Origin of the sequence: Megamonas funiformis (genome assembly GCF_010669225.1) — a bacterium.
Classification (GTDB): Bacteria; Bacillota; Negativicutes; order Selenomonadales; family Selenomonadaceae; genus Megamonas; species Megamonas funiformis.
In genome coordinates this window covers 1439683-1460098 of the sequence record NZ_CP048627.1, presented here as the reverse complement: position 1 = coordinate 1460098, position 20416 = coordinate 1439683, and the positions used below count along the sequence as shown (strand labels likewise).

Annotated in this window: 23 protein-coding genes and 1 pseudogene; 21 read left to right on the top strand and 3 right to left on the bottom strand. The window is 35.8% G+C overall.

The features are described from left to right. Positions 1–3 precede the first annotated feature (3 nt). The 10 genes from GXM21_RS07370 (at position 4) to GXM21_RS07325 (ending at position 10450) form a co-directional block, all read left to right on the top strand. Positions 4–360, top strand: coding sequence for a phage tail assembly chaperone (locus GXM21_RS07370; protein ID WP_008537652.1), 357 nt, complete (start codon positions 4–6; stop codon positions 358–360). A gap of 195 nt (positions 361–555) precedes the next feature. Continuing rightward, positions 556–3858: a phage tail tape measure protein gene (locus GXM21_RS07365; RefSeq protein WP_008537653.1), complete on the top strand. Its 3303-nt coding sequence runs from the start codon at positions 556–558 to the stop codon at positions 3856–3858. Further along, positions 3858–4574, top strand: coding sequence for a hypothetical protein (locus GXM21_RS07360; RefSeq protein ID WP_008537654.1), 717 nt, complete (start codon positions 3858–3860; stop codon positions 4572–4574). Before GXM21_RS07365 ends, GXM21_RS07360 begins: the two co-directional genes overlap by 1 nt. Then, complete coding sequence (locus tag GXM21_RS07355; protein WP_211373390.1) at positions 4571–5536, top strand: XkdQ/YqbQ family protein; 966 nt, start codon at positions 4571–4573, stop codon at positions 5534–5536. The genes GXM21_RS07360 and GXM21_RS07355 overlap by 4 nt, the downstream gene beginning before the upstream one ends. Before the next feature lie 9 nt (positions 5537–5545). After that, complete coding sequence (locus GXM21_RS07350) at positions 5546–5968, top strand: DUF2577 family protein (protein ID WP_008537658.1); 423 nt, start codon at positions 5546–5548, stop codon at positions 5966–5968. Further along, positions 5961–6383: a DUF2634 domain-containing protein gene (locus GXM21_RS07345; protein ID WP_008537660.1), complete on the top strand. Its 423-nt coding sequence runs from the start codon at positions 5961–5963 to the stop codon at positions 6381–6383. Before GXM21_RS07350 ends, GXM21_RS07345 begins: the two co-directional genes overlap by 8 nt. Next, positions 6376–7410, top strand: coding sequence for a baseplate J/gp47 family protein (locus tag GXM21_RS07340; RefSeq protein WP_008537661.1), 1035 nt, complete (start codon positions 6376–6378; stop codon positions 7408–7410). The genes GXM21_RS07345 and GXM21_RS07340 overlap by 8 nt, the downstream gene beginning before the upstream one ends. Beyond that, entirely contained in the window at positions 7394–8419 is a 1026-nt protein-coding gene (locus tag GXM21_RS07335; RefSeq protein WP_163604695.1) for a putative phage tail protein, read from the top strand. Before GXM21_RS07340 ends, GXM21_RS07335 begins: the two co-directional genes overlap by 17 nt. After that, a complete protein-coding gene (locus GXM21_RS07330; protein ID WP_008537663.1) occupies positions 8416–8889 on the top strand; it encodes a hypothetical protein in 474 nt (157 codons plus the stop codon). Before GXM21_RS07335 ends, GXM21_RS07330 begins: the two co-directional genes overlap by 4 nt. Positions 8890–8902: 13 nt before the next feature. Beyond that, positions 8903–10450 carry a gp53-like domain-containing protein gene (locus GXM21_RS07325; RefSeq protein ID WP_163604694.1) on the top strand — a complete coding sequence of 516 codons (1548 nt, stop codon included), beginning with the start codon at positions 8903–8905 and terminating at the stop codon, positions 10448–10450. Here the strand turns inward: GXM21_RS07325 and GXM21_RS07320 are convergent. Beyond that, positions 10447–10731, bottom strand: coding sequence for a gp53-like domain-containing protein (locus GXM21_RS07320; RefSeq protein WP_039881526.1), 285 nt, complete (start codon positions 10729–10731; stop codon positions 10447–10449). The two genes, GXM21_RS07325 and GXM21_RS07320, sit on opposite strands and share 4 nt — an antisense overlap. A 188-nt stretch (positions 10732–10919) precedes the next feature. On the opposite strand from GXM21_RS07320, the gene GXM21_RS13225 reads away from it, so the two are divergent. Beyond that, positions 10920–11069, top strand: a complete 150-nt coding sequence (locus GXM21_RS13225; RefSeq protein ID WP_421648073.1) for a hypothetical protein — start codon at positions 10920–10922, stop codon at positions 11067–11069. Positions 11070–11083: 14 nt separating this feature from the next. Here the strand turns inward: GXM21_RS13225 and GXM21_RS13220 are convergent. After that, positions 11084–11296, bottom strand: a pseudogene (locus GXM21_RS13220) (gp53-like domain-containing protein); the annotation flags it as partial. A 90-nt stretch (positions 11297–11386) separates the two neighbouring features. Here GXM21_RS13220 and GXM21_RS07315 point away from each other — a divergent pair. Together GXM21_RS07315 and GXM21_RS12850 are read left to right on the top strand one after the other, a co-directional pair. Further along, entirely contained in the window at positions 11387–11797 is a 411-nt protein-coding gene (locus GXM21_RS07315) for a hypothetical protein (RefSeq protein WP_008537665.1), read from the top strand. Then, positions 11790–11954 carry a hypothetical protein gene (locus GXM21_RS12850; protein WP_008537666.1) on the top strand — a complete coding sequence of 55 codons (165 nt, stop codon included), beginning with the start codon at positions 11790–11792 and terminating at the stop codon, positions 11952–11954. Before GXM21_RS07315 ends, GXM21_RS12850 begins: the two co-directional genes overlap by 8 nt. Positions 11955–12073: 119 nt before the next feature. On the opposite strand, the gene GXM21_RS07310 is transcribed toward GXM21_RS12850, so the two are convergent. Continuing rightward, positions 12074–13123: a tyrosine-type recombinase/integrase gene (locus GXM21_RS07310; RefSeq protein WP_008537667.1), complete on the bottom strand. Its 1050-nt coding sequence runs from the start codon at positions 13121–13123 to the stop codon at positions 12074–12076. A gap of 40 nt (positions 13124–13163) precedes the next feature. Between GXM21_RS07310 and GXM21_RS07305 the strand changes: the two genes are divergently transcribed. The 8 genes from GXM21_RS07305 (at position 13164) to typA (ending at position 20363) form a co-directional block, all read left to right on the top strand. Further along, positions 13164–13613 (top strand): phage holin family protein, encoded by a 450-nt coding sequence (locus GXM21_RS07305; RefSeq protein ID WP_163604693.1) that lies wholly within the window; start codon positions 13164–13166, stop codon positions 13611–13613. A 213-nt stretch (positions 13614–13826) separates the two neighbouring features. Then, on the top strand, positions 13827–14372 hold the full coding sequence (locus tag GXM21_RS07300) for an N-acetylmuramoyl-L-alanine amidase family protein (protein ID WP_163604692.1): 546 nt from the start codon (positions 13827–13829) through the stop codon (positions 14370–14372). A gap of 16 nt (positions 14373–14388) precedes the next feature. After that, complete coding sequence (locus GXM21_RS07295; protein WP_008537976.1) at positions 14389–14664, top strand: hypothetical protein; 276 nt, start codon at positions 14389–14391, stop codon at positions 14662–14664. Between the two features lie 2 nt (positions 14665–14666). Next, on the top strand, positions 14667–14873 hold the full coding sequence (locus GXM21_RS07290) for a hypothetical protein (protein WP_008537975.1): 207 nt from the start codon (positions 14667–14669) through the stop codon (positions 14871–14873). A gap of 673 nt (positions 14874–15546) precedes the next feature. Further along, positions 15547–16665 (top strand): aldo/keto reductase, encoded by a 1119-nt coding sequence (locus GXM21_RS07285; RefSeq protein ID WP_008537669.1) that lies wholly within the window; start codon positions 15547–15549, stop codon positions 16663–16665. A 29-nt stretch (positions 16666–16694) separates the two neighbouring features. Beyond that, positions 16695–17381 carry a PDZ domain-containing protein gene (locus GXM21_RS07280; protein WP_008537670.1) on the top strand — a complete coding sequence of 229 codons (687 nt, stop codon included), beginning with the start codon at positions 16695–16697 and terminating at the stop codon, positions 17379–17381. Between the two features lie 147 nt (positions 17382–17528). After that, complete coding sequence (ylqF, locus tag GXM21_RS07275; RefSeq protein WP_008537671.1) at positions 17529–18410, top strand: ribosome biogenesis GTPase YlqF; 882 nt, start codon at positions 17529–17531, stop codon at positions 18408–18410. Between the two features lie 138 nt (positions 18411–18548). Next, a complete protein-coding gene (gene typA, locus GXM21_RS07270; RefSeq protein WP_008537672.1) occupies positions 18549–20363 on the top strand; it encodes a translational GTPase TypA in 1815 nt (604 codons plus the stop codon). Positions 20364–20416: the final 53 nt, after the last annotated feature.

Below are 20416 nucleotides of genomic sequence, written 5' to 3'. Positions count from 1 at the left end.
TAAATGGCTATTAGTGTAAAAGAACTTATTGAACAGAAAGAAAAAATTGAAGGCAATAAAAAAATTTTGTATGATATCGAAACATCTATAGGCACAATTACCGTAAAACAGCCGGACGCAAGTTTCGTCGCTGATATTTTAAAATTGGATAACGTAAATGAACTTATGATTTTAGATAATGTTGTTGAGCCCAATTTAAAAGATAAAGATTTACAAAAAGCGTATAACTGTATAGAGCCGACGGATATTATCGGTAAGTTGTTTAAAGCCGGTGAAATAGGTAATATTGCAACAGCTATTATGAAATGTGCTGGATATGAAAGTCTTGAAGCCAAGGTGCATGAAGAAATAAAAAACTGATAGATGAGAACTGGGAAGCGGCAACAGCCGCTTTTTTGCTTCTCAAAGGTCATACATTAGAATATTTTTTTAACATGAGTTATTTGGATAAACTTTTTGCTTATACGGCAATGCGCAAACAGCAGGAAATTGAAGCTCAGAAAATAGAATTTGAAGCACAGCTTGCCGGTGTCAAGCTAGTTAGGAGGTAGTTAAATGGCTGATGATGCAAGACTTACAGCACGGCTGGAAGCAAAAGACAACATGACAGCGACTATAGTTAAGTCGAAAAAAGCACTGAAAGATTTACAAAGTCAGGCACAGGCTACCTCTAAAACTACAGATGGTATTGTTAAATCTTCGGCAAGAGCCGGTGAAGGTTTAAAAGAATTAGCACAAAACGCCGACAAAGCTAAAACGGCACTTGGAGGAATAAAAAACAGCTCTGTATCCGTATCTGTCCGGGATATGGTAACATCACCCTTAAGTTCCATAAAATCAGGACTTAGCAGTATCGCAGGCAAGTCTTATTCTGTAGGCATTCACGCTAAAGACAGTGCTACAGACACCATTTTAAAGGTTAAATCGGAATTATCCGGTATTATGGGCAAAACATATACGGCTATACTGAATGTAAAAGCTAATACCAACCCGATGAATTCTATGGGTAATACTTTAAATGAGTTCACAAACGGAATGCTTATGCCGACAAGTATACAAATGGCAGGTGCCGCCGGTATCGGTTATGGTGTGTACGATACCATAAAAACAAGTATGGATTTTGATGCTCAGTTATCTGCTATTAAATCACTTACGCCAAAAGAAGGTTTAGACGGTATGAGCCGCGATGATGTTATGGCACAGGTAAGAGCACGTGCAAAAGAACTCGGGCAGGCTACGGCATTTGGCAATAAGGAAGTAGCACAGGGAATGACTGAGCTTATAAAAGCCGGTATTTCTTTAAAAGATGTATTGGGCGATGCTAGTGAGGCGGCTTTAAACTTGGCCACGGCCGGTGATTTGGCACTGCCGGAAGCGGCGGAGATAATGAGTACAGCAATGAATACATTCGGCGTTAAGGACGCAACTCATGCCACAAATATTTTAGCCGGTGCGGCGAATGCTTCCGCAACGAGCGTTCATGAAATGAAGTATTCCCTTTCCGCTGTCGGTATCGTAGCCAAAAAAGCCGGCATGGATTTTGATGAGGTAAATACAGCTCTTGCGCTTATGGCTTCCCGTGGGCTTAAAGGCTCAGATGCCGGTACAAGTTTAAAATCCATGTTACAGCAGATTGAACCTGCAACAAAACCGGCAGTAGCAGCATTTGAAAAGCTGGGTTTATTAAAAGATGGCAAAAATCAGTTTTATAATGAAAAAGGTCAACTTCGTTCTTTAGGTGAAATAGCAGATATTCTGCACGAAAGTACGCAGGGACTTACAGAGCAGGAATTAAATTCACTTTATAAAGACGCTTTTGGTTCTGACGGTATTCGTGCAGCGCAGGTTCTCGGTGAATTTACAAGTAAGTCCGTTAAGGATATGTATGATGAAATGACGAAAGTTACAGCTAAAGAACAATCTGAAACAATGCTGGATAATTTGAAAGGTGATATTGAACAGCTCGGCGGCGCGTGGGAGAATTTTCAAGATACACTTATGGAAGGCTCAGCAACAGGCGGGCTAAGAAGTCTTGTTAAGGAAATCACTGAACTTGTTTTAGATGCTAACAAATTATTTGAAAACGGTTTTACATTCTGGGGAACATTCGACCTTGTAACAAAACCATTCAGAGACGCATTTTCAAAGATGATACAGATGGACGGCATGGGTTCAGTTGCCGCCGGTGCAGGTTTGTTTATCGGACTTATTGCCGGAGCAAAGAAATTTTATAATATCGTTGCTAAATCCGTACAAAGTGTTAAAAATCTGATTGATATTGCCAAAGGTATTCCTAAAGATTTGCCGGGTTCAGTACCTAATAATCTGCCGACAAATCTCCCTGGACAGACTGTAAAAGATGTTATTCTAAATGCCCAAAATGTTTACGTAAACGGCAAAAATCAACCGGGTGAAACGCCGCCGACAATACCAAATGAGCCCAGTGCGCCGCCTACGGATAAACCGAAAACCCCGCCTGCAAAACCTACTATCTGGAGTAATACAAAAGATGCAATAAAAACAGGCTGGAATTATGGCGGTGGTATAAATAAAGCCAATATTGCCCTTACCGTTCCTTTTGCCGCGTATGATATATACAGTGCCGACGAGGGAGAAAAAGGCGCTGCCGTTGCACGAGCCGGCGGAGGTCTTGCAGGCGGCTGGGCAGGTGCAAAACTTGGCGGAGCAACAGGTGCTGCAATCGGTTCCGTTCTCCCTGGTATCGGTACGGGAGCCGGTGCAATTATCGGCGGTGCTATCGGTGGTATTGGCGGCAGTATTTTAGTCAGTCAATTTGCCGACAGTATTTCAAGACTTTTCGATTTTTCTGCGGATAACAATATTATAAAACGCATCAATGACAGTTCATGGGGACAAGCTCAAAACATGTCAGCTGCAACAAATATGAATATATCGCAAATGCAGTATGACGGAGTAAGTACTTCATTTAATAATATTGCAGAACAAAGCGGACAGGCTCAACTGCAATTCGCTCAGGCGCAAATGAGCAGCCAGCAACAAATGTATTCAGGTTTTCGAGATTTTGTTTCCGGTATTTGGGGTGAAATCACTGACAATGTTAACATTGCCGGACAAATGCAACTTGAAAGTAATCAAATACAGGTTGAAGGGCAAAAACAGGCGTTTTCAGGGCTTAAAGACTTTGCAACGGAAATCTGGAACGGTATTACCGATACAACTAATACGGCAGGGCAGATGCAGGTACAAAATGCACAAATACAGACACAGGCAAATATAGAAATGTGGAACAGCATTTGGCAGTCTGCCGCAAATGCATGGGAAAGTATTCAAAGCAAGTGGAGTGAAGCCGTAAGCTGGTTCACCGGCAATATATATAATCCGCTACAGAGTTTGGCGCAAAGTGCAGGTGCAGGAATTGCCACCGGCATAAATAGTGCAATTGCCACTATACAAAGTGCATGGGCAGGTGTAGTCAACTGGTTTGAAGCAAATGTTTTTGGACCGATTAGACAAAAATATATTGAACTTAAAAATTCTGCACCGTCTCCTGTTCAAAGCGTACTCAGTTTTGTTGATGGCGGTATTGGTCATAATGCTACAGGTACAATGAACTGGACAGGCGGTCTTACCGAGATAAATGAACGCGGCGGCGAAATTGTTGACCTTCCGACCGGCAGTCGCATATATCCGGCACAGACAACGGAACGTATTATTCAGCATGAATTTGCCGAAAATACATCTAATGTTAGCGGCGGCAATGTAACAATTACCGGCAATACTTTTATTGTTCGTAATGAGCAGGATATCGATGAAATCGCTTATAGACTGATGTCTCTTATGCGGCAAGTTAATGCAAACTTTGGAGGTGCATATTAATGAGCCTTGACAGTTTTATGAATAAAGCCTACAGCGTAGTAAATTTATTATCTTTGGCATTAGGGAATGAAACTGCTGCCAAACGGCAAATAATATTAAGTTCAGACAATGAAAAATTCACTATTCCTGTTACTCCCCGCAGTTACGAAATAAAAACAGCACAAAATAATGAAACAATAGATATCCTTGATTTCGGTGAAGCTATGCTATTTGGCAATGCAAAACTTAAACGGCTTAGTTTTTCCGGCTTTTTCCCGCATCCGAAACATGATTATCCGTTTATCGTGGGAGATGTTAAAAATCCGATTGAATGCGTGGAACTACTCACAAAGTGGAAAGAAGCTAAAAAGCCGATAAGGGTAATAATAACCGACAGCCCCGTAAATTTGATGATGGGGCTTCGGGAATTCACCTACCGTGAACAGGACGGCACAAGGGATATTTATTACAAATTATCTTTTATTGAATATAAAGAGCTTAATACACCAAGTGCTAATAATGAAAAACAAATAGACGAAACCACAGGCTTGAAAAAACGAACTGATGAGCCTGAAAATCCAGAAAGTTGGGTAGATAAAGCTGATGATATTTTAGATGCTTCAAAAAAAGTCTATGGTGATTACAGTCATTGGCGAAATATTGTGCAGTCTAATGACTTAAAAAATTTAGCTATAAACAATGTAACAAAATTAAATTTGAGGAAGAATCTAAAATGAAAATATTTTATAAAGGTAAGGATATTTCTACATTAGTGAAAAAAGTTACATGGAGCGGTTCACGACTTCAGGTGGCAAGAAAATTAGTATTTGATTATGTACAAGATGACAGAGACCCTAATATTCCAGTGTTAACAATAAATAATGGAGAAACTATTTTTGGATATGACGAAGAAAACAATATTGTCTTTCGAGGTAATGTTTTTGATGTAGAGAAAAATAGACAAAATTCCAATGTACGAATTACTACTTTTGATAATTTATTTATTTTAAGTAAATCTAAAATAACTAAAAAATTTGTGAATATAACAGCTGAAGATATTACAACAGTAATATGTAAGGAACTGGGTATAAAAGTTGGTAATTTAGTAAAAACAGGTATTCCTGTAAGTTTTATTGCGGACCGTAAAACAGGATATCAAATAATTATGATGGCTTATACGGAGGCAAGTAAAAAAACAGGTGAAAAATATCACCCGATTATGAACAACGACCAGCTTGATATCATCTTAAAAGGTACGTTAATCGAAAATTATGTTGCCGACAGCCGTAGCAATATGACAGAGAGCACCTATAAGGAAAGCATTGAAAACATGATAAATCAGATAATGATTACCGACCAGCAGGGCAATATGACGGGATATAAGCGTAATGATGAATGGATTGGTAAATACTCTATGATACAGGACGTTTACAAAACCGACCCAAACAAGGATACTAACAAGGAAGTCGAGGCAATGCTCAAAGGACCGGACAGAAGCGGCTCTCTTACGCTCATCGGCGACTATCGAGTTAAATCCTCTTATTCTATAGAAATAAGAGACAGTTTAAACGCCGGTAAATTCTGGGTTAAATCTGATGTACACACATTTCAAAACGGCAACCACATGATGAAAATTGAACTTGAATTTGAAAATATGATGAACGAGGAAAAAGCCCCACAAGAAAAAACGAAAAAGTAGGTGATATAAATGGAACAAATCCCCAGTGCAGAAGCAAGTGTTGAGGAAATTGTAAATATTATGCACGGCGTTGCACAGTCTCACGTTCCGCGCAGTGCTTTTATCGGTATCGTAGTCGAGCCGCCGCCCAATTTTATTATTAAAGCAAATAATATTGAGCTTACAAAGGAAAATGCGTATATTTCAAAACGGCTTCTTGTAGGCTATGAACGAACGGCACGAGGACATTTAGTTTCCGCAACACAGAATAAATCAGGCGGTAGCGGCGACAGTTCATATGAAAGTCATAATCACAGTATAGATAATGACTATACTGAAAATTTTATCTACACCGATACGCTGAAAGTCGGCGACTGGGTCAGTATCCTGCCGTGCGAAGGCGCAGAAGGTCAGCTCTATATTATAAATGAAGAGGTGGTAAAACTTGAGTGATGAATTTCCATTTACCAGCACAAATACAATTGCTACAGAAGAAGATTTACCGCTATATAAAGAATACGCATGGGATTTCGACACGGACAAGTTCATCTATGATAATGCCGGTAATCACGTGTTAGTCGAAGGAAATGAAGCTATAAAAGTCTGGATTTATAAGGCACTGAAAACAGAACGTTTCAGATATACAGCATATAGCTGGCAATATGGTATTGAACTAAAGAAATTTATTGGCAAGGTCATGACTGTCTGTGAGAGGATTTCCGAATTTAAAAGGGCTATAATTGAATGTTTAATGGTAAACCCATATATAAAATCCATAAATTCCATAACAATAAATCGGGAAAAAACAGAATTAAACTGTGAAATTGATTTAACCACGGTTTACGGGGAGCTGGTGATTAATGTATAAGGCAAGAGACCAAAAAGATATATTGCAGGAAATGATAAATAGCTCAAGGGCAAAGACTGGGCTGTTTGAAGGAACGTTCCAGTATGATGCACTCGCCAGCAACTCAATCGAGTTTGCCAAAGCTGAAGTTGAACTTGAGGAATTAAATAAAGTTGCCTTTGCAGATACCTCATACGGTGAATATTTGACCATGTTGGCTAAACAGTACGGCGTTATCCGTAAAGAAGCTACCAAAGCTATAGGTGTTTTGACCGTAAAAGGCACGGGCACGGTTTATGCAGGAGCTACCTTTGCAACAGAAAGCGGTATCCAGTTTGTAGCTACGGAAAATACGGATATAAAAGAAAATGGACAGATAAATATTGAAGCTGTAACTGCCGGAGTTATCGGCAATGTAGATGCTGAAACTATAAATGTTATTTCCATGTCTATTCCCGGTATAAACAGTGTGATAAATTCCGAACCGACAATGGGCGGTTATGACGAAGAAACGGATGCTGAATTACTCGACAGGTATTTGTTTAAAGTCAGAAATCCAGCGACAAGCGGCAATAAAAATAATTATGAACTTTGGGCACGCGAGATTGAAGGCGTAGGTGGTGCAAGATGTATTCCTCTTTGGAATGGCAACGGTACAGTCAAGGTGGTTATAATTGACGCAAATCTGAACGTTGCTGATGAAACACTGCTAAATAAAGTCCGTGCCTACCTTGAAGAAGAAAAACCGATCGGCGCAGATTTAACCGTAGTATCAGCAACTGCCGTGAATGTAAAAATAGCAGCCAATATTTACGGCAGCGTAAATAAGGATGAATTCAAAGAAAAGGTTGATACGTATTTTAAAGAAATAGGCTTTAATCGTGGTTACGTATCCGTTGCTCATATCGGCAAAACACTTTTAGAGTGCAGTGGCGTTATTGACTATGACAGTCTGACTTTAAACGGTGAGGCAAAAAACATACCTCTCACTGAAGAACAGTTGCCAATTTTAGAAAATGAGGTGGATTTTAATGTTATTTCTACTTAGACGAACACCTGTAAAAACATTGAAGCATCTGCCGAAATTTCTGCCGATTGATGATGACTTTAAAAACACAGAGTTAATCAGCGATGATGAGCATGAAAAGTTGAGACTTGCTGTATTGGATGTAAAAAATCAGCTTTTTGTTGAAACGGCAACATGGGGCCTTTCTGACTGGGAAAGAGTTCTTGGGATATCCGTAAAAGAAAATGCCGGCATAGAAGACAGACGTATACAGATACTCTTGAAACTGCAAGGTGCAAATACCGTATCTGAAACGTTCATGAACAATTTAATAAATATATTTTGTGAAAATAAATCCGGCTATATAATTCAGTATAATCCTGAATACTGGTTTGAATTATGTGTCAGCGGTGATGATGAAATAAAATGGAAGGAGTTATTAGACGCCGTAAATACATATAAACCAGCGCATTTGGGTTTTGCTATAGTAATCAGGATTATAAGTCAGATTTTAACAAGCCATAGAGCAAGTATTATCCAGTACATTAATGCCAACCATAATTTCTGGAATTTGGGCACGGCGGAAAATACGTACTGGGACGGCGTATGGTGCTGGGACGGCAGTATCGACTGGAGTGGCATAAAACCGGATGCAAAATACAAAGAAAGGCAGCCCCATATTATAGACATTTTAACTAAAGTTAATTCTGCACAGACCTTTAAGACAGGACAAAGCGCAGATATAACGTATAAAATAACATCTAAGCACAGACTTTTAACAAGCCATAAAGCAGGCAGTATTTATTATGTAGATATAGACTTAAAACAAAACATTGAACACAGGGCATTAAATACAGGTAAAATTAATGCTATGCAGAGCCGAACCACAGGGAACGCAAAAAACCTATGGGACGGCTCTTTTTGTTGGGACGGCAGCCACGCATGGGAAGGCAGCTACACCATGCAAAACACGCATATGGAAAACCTATGCACCTGTTACAGCACAGATAAAAACGGAGTTATGAAGAAAGGAACGTTTGAAAGACTATGAGTAATACACAGAACATTAATCCGAAACAGACACTGGCAGTAAACGGCGAAGCAGTGCCGCTGGCAGAATTTAATCAGGATACTTTTTTACAATCCAATAAAAAAACTACAACCGATTACAGAGCGGCATTTGCACAGGCAATCGGGACGACAGGTGCTATTGCAAAAATAGCAAAAATGGCATTTGGCATTGCCGGTGAAACGGATGACCAGGGCAATCCGGCGCCACCTTCTGATAACGGTAACTTGAATAACGTTGTTTTGACCAAAGATATTACTTCTGTAACCTATCCTGTAGAAACAAGCGTACAATTTGAAGCTGAAATCGAAGCTGGAGTTTATACGGGAGCTATTAATGAGGTTGCCTTGATTGACGAAGAAGACCATACCGCCGCAAAGATGAGGCTTCTGACAAGCAAAGGTATAGACGCGGAAAGCGGCGCAGTATTCCGCTGGACAGTAGAATTTTAAATGAGGTGATAATTTGAACGCTGAAGAATTAAAAACAGAGTTCGGGCTCGAGTTCCCGACAGAAATAGACGGTTATAAACGCCCTGGAGCATTAGAAAACGGTCATGACTGGTTTTTAGAAATTCCACAGATTATCGCAAAAGATAAAGTGTTGTACACCGGCATGAACTTAATCCTTAGTGCGCTCCTATCCAATGAAAAACTGCTTAAGCAGTGGCATGATACCCTGCAAAACGTGGTAAATGAACAGGACTGGCGAGTAGTTACGGACAGTTTAAAGGGCTACATGACACCGGAGTTGAAGAAAAAGCTGGACGGCATAGCAACAGGAGCAAACAATTATATACACCCTAGTTCGCATCCTGCCACCATGATTACTCAGGACGCGACGCATAGATTTGTAACGGATACTGAAAAAAATACATGGAATGGCAAAGCAAGTACCGCTGTTGTATCTACTAGTGCAAACGGACTTGCACCGAAAAGAGATGGCAATGCAAGCCACTTTTTAGCGGGAGATGGAACATGGAAAGCAGTTCCTTCTGCGTCCAGCGCGGCAAGTGCCACCAAAGCCACGCAGGACAGCCGTGGGCAACAGATAGATACAACATATGTAAAAGGGGTTACGGGAAGCAATGCAACATTAACAGTTACAAAAGGAAATGGAAGTACAAGCAGTGTAACTGTAAATAACGTTGCTAATGCTACAAATGCAAATATAGTTACGGAAAAAGCCATAACAGGAAATACACTTGCCAGCGCATTACCTGTTGGCATGACATGGAGTAAAGTTTATAATAATGGTTTCCCGTGTGCTTATGGTAATTGTCTATCTATTAGAGGAGCTGGCGCAATACAAATTGTGACGGAATGGAGCGGCGGTGATGCTACGCCTGCTAATATGTATTATAGAAATGCCAGAGACAGTAGTATTGATAAATGGAGTGCGTGGAGGACTTTGGCACATACGGGCGGAACAATCTCCAACGCCACTACAGCAAGCAAATTGGGAACGGGAACCGTGGGTAGTGGCGTAAAACCTATTTATTTAAATGCAGGTTCACCGGTAGCAAGTGGAAGCACTGTCGGCAATGCCAATAGACCGATTTACATGAATGGTGGCACATTGTCGCAGTGCAGTATTGATTTATCAACCTTAGCACCAAAAGCAAGCCCCGCACTTACAGGAAGCCCAACCGCACCGACGCAAGGCACTTCGGATAACAGCACTAAAATCGCTACGACCGCATTTGTCCGAAACCTCATTAATCAATTTAAAACGGACGGCACACTCGGTGGTATTGTTGGTGGTAGTTTAACACAAAATGGTTGGGTTAAATTTAGTAATGGTCTAATTCTACAATGGGGATTTGATAATCGTCATATTAATAGACGAACAATTACATTGCCAATAAGTTTTAATAATTTTTCAATCATAGTAGCTTCTGGTATTAATACTGATGAAAGTGCTAATTGTGGTTACCATATAAATACTAAAGCTTTAAATAGTTTTTCATATCTATATGGAGTCTCTGTATGTTATATAGCATTGGGTATTTAATATCCTATAGCTATCCAACTAGCATATAATCCAACATCAGCCTGATTTATCTTAAAATCTGTATTTGTTAAATTTCTAATAGCAAAGCCTGCTAGATAATTTCCTGATACATCTTTATCATCATTGTAAGGAGTTGCTAATGCTATAAACGGATTAACAAAAGTTATTGGCAAGGTTATTTTAGTAATATTTCTGTAAATAATCTGATTAAATCCTCCATTGTTCACATAATTGACAATGGGGAGAATGGAACAACGGAAAAAATTATTTTCCTGTAACATTTACTTCTTTTTACAAAATCGCTGTATGTGGAAGTTATAGTTTCGATAATAATGATAATACCATAAACAATGTCAGCAATTTAAATTATTTTAACGCTCAAAAACGGCACTCATGTATTACTCATTACATTGCTATAGGCAAGTAACAATGGGGAAAAGGACATGATACTCAGTTTGTAACTTTTCCTATAGCTTTTACCAAGCAAGCTTTTTGTTGTATAGTAACTCCTATTGGAGGTGGACAAGGTTCAGATAGAGTATATAGTTTAAGTGTAAAAAGTTTCCAAATTCTTTGTGGTACTAATAATGATGGTTTATGGTTAGCGTTAGGTATTTAATATAAAATATTATTTTATTTACCTATTGCAATATAATTTACTGGAACAGTGCCATCATTGGAATATATTCTAACTTGAGTTTTATTCCAATCACAAGCTCCAGCTGAGTTTCCATCTACCGCTCCCCAACCATTATCTTTGCGGTTTGTAACTACTTGATAACATATATCAGGAAAAGAAATAGGGAAGTTATACCACGGAGGGTTAGAACCATCTGTTCCATTGGCACTTCCCCATTGTTTAAAGGAGTTGAAAAAATGAGTTTATAAATATATCTGATGTAAAAAATGAAGATTTATAGAAGAAAGGCTGATTTTATGTATTTAATGAAATTTGATGAAGAGGGCCAAAAGATTGCCGCCGTTCCGCAGGCATTAGCTAACGACTGGGGCGGCGAAGAAAAGTTGAAATCCGAAGGCTATATTGAAATATCCGATGAAGATTGGAACTATTACACCGGCAATATGGGTGACGGCGACAACGGCACTGGATATATTCGCGACAGCGAGACCGGTAAGCCGATTTCTGCGCCTGCTAGGGTAATTACATTAGAGGAGAGAGCAAATGTGCTTAAATCGGAGTATGAAGCCAACGTTAAAGCGATTGATGAAGCAATTCAGATTGCAAAAAATAACGGCGATACTGAGTATGTTACTGAACTACAGCAGGAACGACAAAATATATTAGATGAATATGCAAAAAAATTGGAGGAATTGACAAATGCTTAAATTTTGTACATTTTGCGGAAGAAAACTTGATACAGAAGGCTTTTGTACTAATTCAAAGTGTCCAGATTACAAACGAAAAGAACTTATAGAAACAGAAAAGAAAGAGTTAGCAGAAAAAGCAAAAAGCACCCAAGAAGCTAGTAAAAATAAGGCTTAGAGGGTGCTTTTATTATGCAAAAAATTATATTACCGTATTTGTGCCGTGTTCCACCTTAGAAAATAAAGGAACATAGCAATTTATATAGATTAATATTAACGCCGTATTAGTGCCAAATTTTAATATTTAAACACTATTAAATCCATTGCTTTTTTTAGTTGGTGCAGGTCCTTATGTGTATAGTGTTTTTCTGTTATATTACTGCTGGCGTGTCCTAGTATTCTTTTTATTGCGGTTGGATTAGCGTCTGCGTTATTTAATAAGCTCGCAAGTGTGTGTCTGCATTCATGTGGTGTATGGCGCTTTATTTTTAACTCTATAAGGGTTTTATCGAAGCGAGTACGAAAACGGCTATAATTGAGATGTATGCCGTTATTATCTGTAGCAATATATTTATTGTTTTCTGCTAAAAATTCTATCCAAAAAGGTAATGTTTGTTTATGCAATGGAATAATTCTATTTCTGCCAGCTTCTGTCTTACTTTCTCTTATTATTAGGTAACGTTGTCTAAGCTTTACATCAGTTTTTTCTATTGCTAAAAATTCACTAGGACGAGTACCTAACATCATGTGCATTAGTATCATTTTGGCATATCGGTGTTCATCGGTGGCTCGGAAAAGTTTATAAATCTGTCGGGTATTGAATATGGTTTTTTTATAGACTTTTTTATCTTTGTCTATATCAATATACCGACTAATATCTTTTTCTGGTGGAATTATCTCATACTTCACTGCGTAGGTATACATGTGATGTAGAACTTGTCTAGCTTTCTTTTGTGTACTATATCCAGCACCATTATCATGTATATCACGTATTGCAGATTGTAAATCACCAATACGAATTTTAGCAAACTGTTTATCATATAAACGATTTAGATGTTTATATGCACAATTATAGCTAGATTGTGTACGTTCTTTAATACGTGGATATAAATAAGCTTTTACCAAGCAGAATAGTTCATCAAAAGTAATTTCAGATGGAGAAAAAAGTAAGGGATTTTTATTATATTCACATAAAAAAGCTAACGCACTTTCATAGGTTGTTTCATAACCTATAACTTTTTGACGTCCATCAATGAATTTTCTTATTTCATAGGGACGTCTACGTCGACCACTTTTTTTGGTAATACTACCAAAACCATTAGGTAATTTTAATCTTTTATTATTCAAATAAATCACTCCTTTTATTAGGAGTTTAAAGGAGAAGCTTATGTATGAGCAAATTATAAATTTTGTTAGTTCGTTAATTCCTACTAAATTAGAAACGTATGTTGGAGGAGGTGTTGCCTTTGTGGGAGTTTTATTGCAGCACTTTATAGGGCAATGGAACAATCAGATAGAAATATTGTTAATTTTTATGATTATTGATTATATTACAGGTCTAAGTGCTGCATATATAATGTCTAATGTTTACTTAGATAGTAGGAAAGGTTTCAAAGGTATTATCAAGAAAATGGTTATTCTTTGCTTGGTAATATTAGCACATCAGATGGATGTATTAATTGGGCAGGACACATTGATAAAAAATGTTGTCTTGCTCTTTTTTATTGGAAATGAAGGCTTAAGTATTTTAGAAAATGCTAGCAATTGTGGTTTGCCAGTTCCTAAAAAATTAAAAGATACTTTGGCTCAATTTACAGAAATAAAGGCAAAAAAATGAACCTATTCAATGCAGTTAGATGATAAGAAAGTAATTGGAAGGTAATTGGAAGGTAATTGTAAAGTTAGAGTTTATAAACCGCACTATTAAAGGCTTTAATTGGAAGGTAATCGGTAGATTATTGGTAGATTTAAGCTAAAATTTAGTTTATTTTTAGTTAAATTTAGCAAACTAGTCGAATTCGACCAGTTTAATAAAAGGAGTGTATGCATAATGTTAAAAATTTTTATCAATCCTGGGCATGATATGGATTTAGACCCTGGAGCTTGTGCGAATAATATTAGAGAAGTAGATATTGCTTTAGCTATTGGCGAAAAATTAAAAAAGACAATGGAAGTAATCGGCTATCCGTGTCAAATTCTTCAATCTGATAACCTCAATGGAGAAACAGAGGGGAAACCTAATGTCTGTGCCACTGCAAATAATAGTGGTGCAGATATTTTTGTATCTATTCATTGCAATAGTGCAGTTAATGCTAGTGCAAAAGGAACAGAAACGCTTATCTACAGTACAGGTGGTAAGGCGGAACTATTAGCTAAATGTATTCAGGCACAAATTGTTAATTCTCTTAATATGGTGGACCGTGGCATTAAAGAACGTCCAGATTTGTGTGTATTAAGAGAAACTAGTATGCCTGCGGTATTAGTAGAAACAGCATTTATTTCAAATCAAGAAGATGCTTATAAACTTATGTATAGAATAGAAGAATTTGCTAATGCTATCGCTAGAGGTATAACTGACGCAGAAAAATTATTTTAATAAGGAGATTATTAATATGACTATTGATGAAATTAAAAATGAAGTTTTAGAAAATATGAAGGATTTTATTACGACTGAAGTAAAAGATATGGCTATAAAATGGATTAAAGATACGGCATTGCCAGCAGTTAAAGAAGTAGCTACAGCTTTTGTTGCAGAGCTTAAAAATAGTGCGGTTGATGAAAAAGGCTGGGTAAAATTTAGAGATACTATTTTCTTACCAGTAGCCATAAATGGTAGTCTTTGGATTGTAGAAAAAGTAGTTAATAAATTAGCACCAACAGAGGAATAAGCATGAACATATTAAAAGAATTTGCAAAGATTTTTATTAAATCTAAATTAGATGATGAAAAGCGAAAGCTTAAGGACAAATTACAAAAACAAATAATTACAACTACTAGCACATCTGTAGTAGCTAGAAATGTGGCTTATCTTGGGATAATAGATAAGCTAGATGGTAAAGGTATCGCAGAAGTAAATAAAATTATAGATAAAATTTAATAAAAGAGTTATAATTAAATAACATTTTCTTTTATTGCTAAAAGCCCCTATTACCTAGATCTTTTCTAAGTAATAGGGGCTTTTTGTTGTTATAGGGAAATACAACATTTGTTAAAGTTAAATTTAATAAAATTAATTTTTATGGTTTTTATTATACTGATAAAGAAGTTGATATACAAGGAGTTTAGTTATTTATTAACAGTAATAATAGATTTTGAGGTACCATTTTGGTACCATTTTTATTATGAAGTACCATAAATAGTAACAAAAATAAAAAAATATAAATAATAAGTGATAGAATAAATATAATAAAATAGTAATAGCAAAGGCATATTATTAATATGATATAAATTGATAATTATTTTATAATGTAGAAAGTTGTTATTATTATACTCGAATTAGTCAAAATGTCAACAATTATTTTTGACTTTTTGACTATTTTTTATACTTATTTTATAAGGCTTTATAGAGCTTTTGTTATTAGAGATTTGACTTTTTGTTATTTTGAAAATATATGAGAGGTACCATTATTTTATAAATTTTGTAGAAATATGATATTTATTATAGATTATTTTTTATAGGAGTATCATTTTAGTGATGGAAGATTATAACATAGAAAATATCTATAAAAAATATTATAATTTAAATAAATATATTTTAGGAGAGTGGGATTATGGAAAATTTGAAGAAACTTGGTTTTGGCTGTATGCGTTTACCTATGCTTGATATGGAAAATAACAAGGTAGATATGGAGCAATTTTGTAAAATGGTTGATACTTTTATGGCAAAGGGCTTTAAGTATTTTGATACTGCTTATATGTACCATAATTATCAAAGTGAGTTATTTGTAAAGGAAGCTTTAGTTAAAAGATATCCACGAGAAAGCTTTTTATTGGCGGATAAATTACCTACAATGCAGTTGAAATCCATAGAAGATAATAAACGTATTTTTGATGAGCAATTAGAAAAATGTGGTGTGGATTATTTTGATTATTATTTATTGCATTGTTTAGATGTTGATAATTATGCAAAGGTCAAAGAATTTAAATCTATGGATTTTCTGCGTCAAATGAAAGCGGAAGGTAAGATTAAAAAATTAGGTTTTTCTTTTCATGATACAGCAGAATTTTTGGAAAAGATTTTACTTGAAATTGGTGAAGATATTGAATTTGTACAGTTACAGATAAATTATCTTGATTGGGAAAGCGATAGCGTGCAATCTCGCAAATGTTATGAAGTATGCCAAAAATATCATAAACCTGTGATTGTTATGGAACCTATAAAAGGCGGTAAATTGGTAAATATTCCGCAGGCTGGTATAGATTTATTGAAAGCTCAAGATGAAAAAATGTCAGTGGCTTCATGGGCAATTCGTTTTGCTAGTAGCTTAGATGATGTATTTATGGTGCTTTCTGGCATGTCAACGTGGGAACAATTGGAAGATAATTTGAGCTATATGGAAGATTTTAAACCGCTTACTAAAGAAGAAATTGAAACAACTTTTAAAGTGGCAAAAATCATCAATGATACAACAGCTATTGCTTGTACAGCTTGTAATTATTGTAAAGAAAATTGTCCAATGCAAATTCAAATACCAGAGATTTTTGAGTTATATAATAATGAAAAACGTTTTGGCATGGCGTCTGGCAGTAAGAAAAAATATCAAGATATGATAAAAACTCATGCGAAAGCTTCTGATTGTATTGAATGTAGAAGTTGTGAAGGTCATTGTCCGCAACATTTGACAATTGTTGATTATCTAAAAACAGTTGCTAAAACTTTTGAAGATTAAAATTTGAAAGTTTTAAGGAGAGGGTTTTAATGAAAAAGATTTTAGTTTTATTCATGCTGTTAATGGTAATTACCGCTAATTGTTTTGCTAGTAGTATTAATCAAGAATTTGAAAACACAAATATCGAGCAAGTGAAACATGGTATAGTCAAAGCTATAAGTATATTTTCGGCAAAAACTAATTTAGTAGAAAAAGATGATAATACAATTGTATTGTTTAATGTTGTGGATACTGTAGATAAAAATAATAAATTTATGTATCGTGATAAAAAAGATATTATTTGTGAATTGGTACAAAAAGGCAATAATGTAGAAATGACACTTTCTAGTAAATATGAAAGAATTTATGCTAATGGCACTAATGAAGTTGAAGAATATGATAATGTCAAAGAATTAAAGGCAGTATTAAATTCTGTGAAACGTGTATTTTTTGATAGTTACGTTTATGGAATAGCTTCTAGTCGTGAAATTAAAGATAATGGAGTTATTATAAATGTAGCAGAAAATTCTCCAGCAGCAAAAGCTGGTATGAAAACAGGTGATTGTTTAATTAGCATCAATGGTAAAAGTGTAGTCGATAATTTTGAAGATTTTAATATGGGACAATTAGTCGATATATTTTCATCTGAACCTGCAACTTTTGTAATTGTTCAAGATGGCATAGAAAAAACTATTGTAGTAGAGCCAGATAAAATAAATGCTATAGGTGTAAAATAAAAAAATTTTGATTTTGTATATATATTGGTATATAATACTTTTTATAAGACACTGTCTTGTAGTTGACACAAGATAGTGCCTTTTTTGTTGGAATTTGAATTTTGTGTTATAGATATTTGAATATTAATATAAGGAGGAGTTTATTTAATGGAAGAAAATATGCAATATGATGATTTAGGAACACTTGCTCAATTAAATTGGTTCCCTGGGCATATGGCAAAAGCTAAACGCATTATTGTGGAAAATTTAAAATTAGTTGATGTGGTCATTGAGCTTCGTGATGCTCGTATTCCTAACAGCAGTGCAAATCCAATTTTAAAAGATTTAATTGGTAAAAAACCGCATTTAATCGCTTTGAATAAAATTGATTTAGCAGATAATAATATCAATAATAAATGGGAAGAATATTTCACATCTATGGGTAAATCTGTGGTGAAAATCAATTCTTTAGATGGTAAAGGTATTCGTCAATTAGTAACTGTAGCAGATGAATTGGCAAAGGTAAAAACTGCTAAATTCGCTAATAAAGGTGTAAAACCTCGTAATGCTCGTGTAATGATTGTAGGTATTCCAAATGTAGGGAAATCTTCTTTAATAAATAGATTATCTGGCAGTGCTTCATTGAAAACTGCTGATAAACCTGGTGTTACACGTGCAAAACAGTGGATTAAAATAAAAAATAATCTTGATTTATTGGATACTCCAGGTATTTTATGGCCAAAATTTGAAGATCCTGAAGTGGGATTGAATTTAGCTTTTACTGGAGCTATCAGTGATGAAGTTTATGATATTGAACGTGCTGCTGAAATCTTATTATGGCGTTTAAAAGATGATTATGCTAAAAATATAAAAGAACGCTATAAAATAGATGAAATTCCACAAACTAGTGAAGAATTATTTACTTTGGTAGGCAAAAAACGTGGATTTTTACAAAAAGGCGGTATTGTAGATACTGAAAAAACTGCTATTGCTGTGCTTAAGGATTTTAGAGCAGGAAAATTAGGAAAAATCTCTTTGGAAAGACCTTGAGTCTAAAGAAAAATTTTTAGCTATTTTAGTATTTTAATTTGACATAAAGATATTGATATACTACACTAGTAAAGAGATATTTTATCTTTTATATGATGTAAACATAATATATTCATTAATACATTGGGAGGAATTTTTTTGTATACTAATAACAAATTGAGAAATGTCGCTATCATAGCTCACGTTGACCACGGTAAAACAACTCTTGTTGACGCAATGCTTAAACAAAGCCATATTTTCCGTGCTAACGAACAGGTAGCAGAAAGAGTAATGGACTCTAATGCTATTGAACGTGAACGCGGTATTACCATTTTGTCTAAAAATACAGCTGTAATGTATAAAGATATAAAAATCAACATCGTTGATACACCAGGCCATGCTGATTTCGGTGGCGAAGTTGAACGTGTACTCAACATGGTTGATGGCGTTTTATTATTAGTTGACGCTTCTGAAGGTCCTATGCCTCAGACTAAATATGTTTTACGTAAAGCTTTAGAACAAGGTTTAAAACCTATCGTTGTTATCAACAAAATTGACCGTCCTGACCAGCGTATTGATGACGTTTATGACGAAGTTTTGGAACTTTTCATGGAACTTGGTGCTGATGATGATCAGCTTGATTTCCCTGTTGTATACGCAATTGCTCGTGATGGTATTGCTAAACTTGACCTTGATGATGAAAGCGATAGCTTAGAACCATTAATGGATTTACTTATTAAAGAAATTCCAGCTCCACAGGGTGATGTAGAAGGTCCTCTTCAAATGATGGTAACTACACTTGATTCTGACGAATATGTTGGTCGTGTAGCTATTGGTCGTATCATGCGTGGTAAAATCAAAGAAGGTCAAAATGTAGTAGTTATCAGTGGTGATGGCGAAACTAAAGAACGTATCGGTAAAGTATATGTTTACCAAGGTTTAAAACGTATGGAAGTTAGCGAAGCTGAACTTGGTGAAATCGTAGCAATTACTGGTCTTCCTAGTGCAAGTATTGGTCATACTGTTGCTGATGCTGAAAATCCAGAAGCTTTACCTAGCATTAATATTGATGAACCTACATTGTCCATGACTTTTGGTGTTAATACTAGCCCATTTGCTGGTCGTGAAGGTCAGTTTGTAACATCTCGTCATTTACGCGACCGTTTATATAAAGAAACTGAAACAAATGTAAGCTTATGTGTTGAAGAAACAGATAGCCCAGATACATTTAAAGTTTCTGGTCGTGGCGAATTACATCTTTCTATTCTCATTGAAACAATGCGTCGTGAAGGATACGAACTTCAGATTGGTAAACCAGAAGTTATTTATAAAGAAATCAATGGTCAACTTTGTGAACCAATTGAAAACTTAACTATTGAAGTACCTCAAGAATTCATGGGTACAGTTATGGAATCCCTTGGTACTCGTAAAGCAGAACTTTCCAATATGACTGAATTAAAAGGTTATTTACGTCTTGAATTCACTATTCCTGCACGTGGACTTATCGGTTTCCGTTCTGAATTCTTAACTAATACAAAAGGTAATGGTATTATGAACCATGTATTCCGTGGATATGCTCCATATAAAGGTGATATTCCAGGTCGTAGCCGTGGTTCTTTAGTAGCATTTGAACAAGGTGAAACAACTCCATACGGTATTTATACTCTTCAAGACCGTGGTGTAATGTTCATTTCTCCAAACCAAATGGTTTATGAAGGTATGATTATTGGGGAAAATACTCGTGAACTTGATATGGACGTAAATCCATGTAAGAAGAAAAATGTTTCCAATATGCGTTCTTCTTCTTCTGATGAAGCTATTCGCTTAACTCCACCTCGTCTTTTAAGTCTTGAACAGGCTCTTGAATTCATCAACAAAGATGAAATGGTAGAAGTTACTCCAGAAAGCATTCGTTTAAGAAAAACTATTCTTGATAAATCTCAGCGTGGACGTTTACGTAAAAACGCAAAATAATTTTAAGTATAGTATATAATGTGTTAGAAGCGACATTTGTATGTGTCGCTTCT

Coding starts and splice junctions, on each gene's coding strand:
- ylqF (WP_008537671.1), top strand. CDS start 17,529: ATGGAAGAAAATATGCAATATGATGATTTAGGAACACTTGCTCAATTA.
- GXM21_RS07320 (WP_039881526.1), bottom strand. CDS start 10,731: ATGTTACAGGAAAATAATTTTTTCCGTTGTTCCATTCTCCCCATTGTC.
- GXM21_RS07305 (WP_163604693.1), top strand. CDS start 13,164: ATGTATGAGCAAATTATAAATTTTGTTAGTTCGTTAATTCCTACTAAA.
- GXM21_RS07280 (WP_008537670.1), top strand. CDS start 16,695: ATGAAAAAGATTTTAGTTTTATTCATGCTGTTAATGGTAATTACCGCT.
- GXM21_RS07350 (WP_008537658.1), top strand. CDS start 5,546: ATGGAACAAATCCCCAGTGCAGAAGCAAGTGTTGAGGAAATTGTAAAT.
- GXM21_RS07370 (WP_008537652.1), top strand. CDS start 4: ATGGCTATTAGTGTAAAAGAACTTATTGAACAGAAAGAAAAAATTGAA.
- GXM21_RS07300 (WP_163604692.1), top strand. CDS start 13,827: ATGTTAAAAATTTTTATCAATCCTGGGCATGATATGGATTTAGACCCT.
- GXM21_RS07295 (WP_008537976.1), top strand. CDS start 14,389: ATGACTATTGATGAAATTAAAAATGAAGTTTTAGAAAATATGAAGGAT.
- GXM21_RS07285 (WP_008537669.1), top strand. CDS start 15,547: ATGGAAAATTTGAAGAAACTTGGTTTTGGCTGTATGCGTTTACCTATG.
- GXM21_RS07315 (WP_008537665.1), top strand. CDS start 11,387: ATGTATTTAATGAAATTTGATGAAGAGGGCCAAAAGATTGCCGCCGTT.
- GXM21_RS07335 (WP_163604695.1), top strand. CDS start 7,394: ATGTTATTTCTACTTAGACGAACACCTGTAAAAACATTGAAGCATCTG.
- GXM21_RS07365 (WP_008537653.1), top strand. CDS start 556: ATGGCTGATGATGCAAGACTTACAGCACGGCTGGAAGCAAAAGACAAC.
- GXM21_RS07360 (WP_008537654.1), top strand. CDS start 3,858: ATGAGCCTTGACAGTTTTATGAATAAAGCCTACAGCGTAGTAAATTTA.
- GXM21_RS07355 (WP_211373390.1), top strand. CDS start 4,571: ATGAAAATATTTTATAAAGGTAAGGATATTTCTACATTAGTGAAAAAA.
- GXM21_RS07290 (WP_008537975.1), top strand. CDS start 14,667: ATGAACATATTAAAAGAATTTGCAAAGATTTTTATTAAATCTAAATTA.
- GXM21_RS07330 (WP_008537663.1), top strand. CDS start 8,416: ATGAGTAATACACAGAACATTAATCCGAAACAGACACTGGCAGTAAAC.
- GXM21_RS12850 (WP_008537666.1), top strand. CDS start 11,790: ATGCTTAAATTTTGTACATTTTGCGGAAGAAAACTTGATACAGAAGGC.
- GXM21_RS07340 (WP_008537661.1), top strand. CDS start 6,376: ATGTATAAGGCAAGAGACCAAAAAGATATATTGCAGGAAATGATAAAT.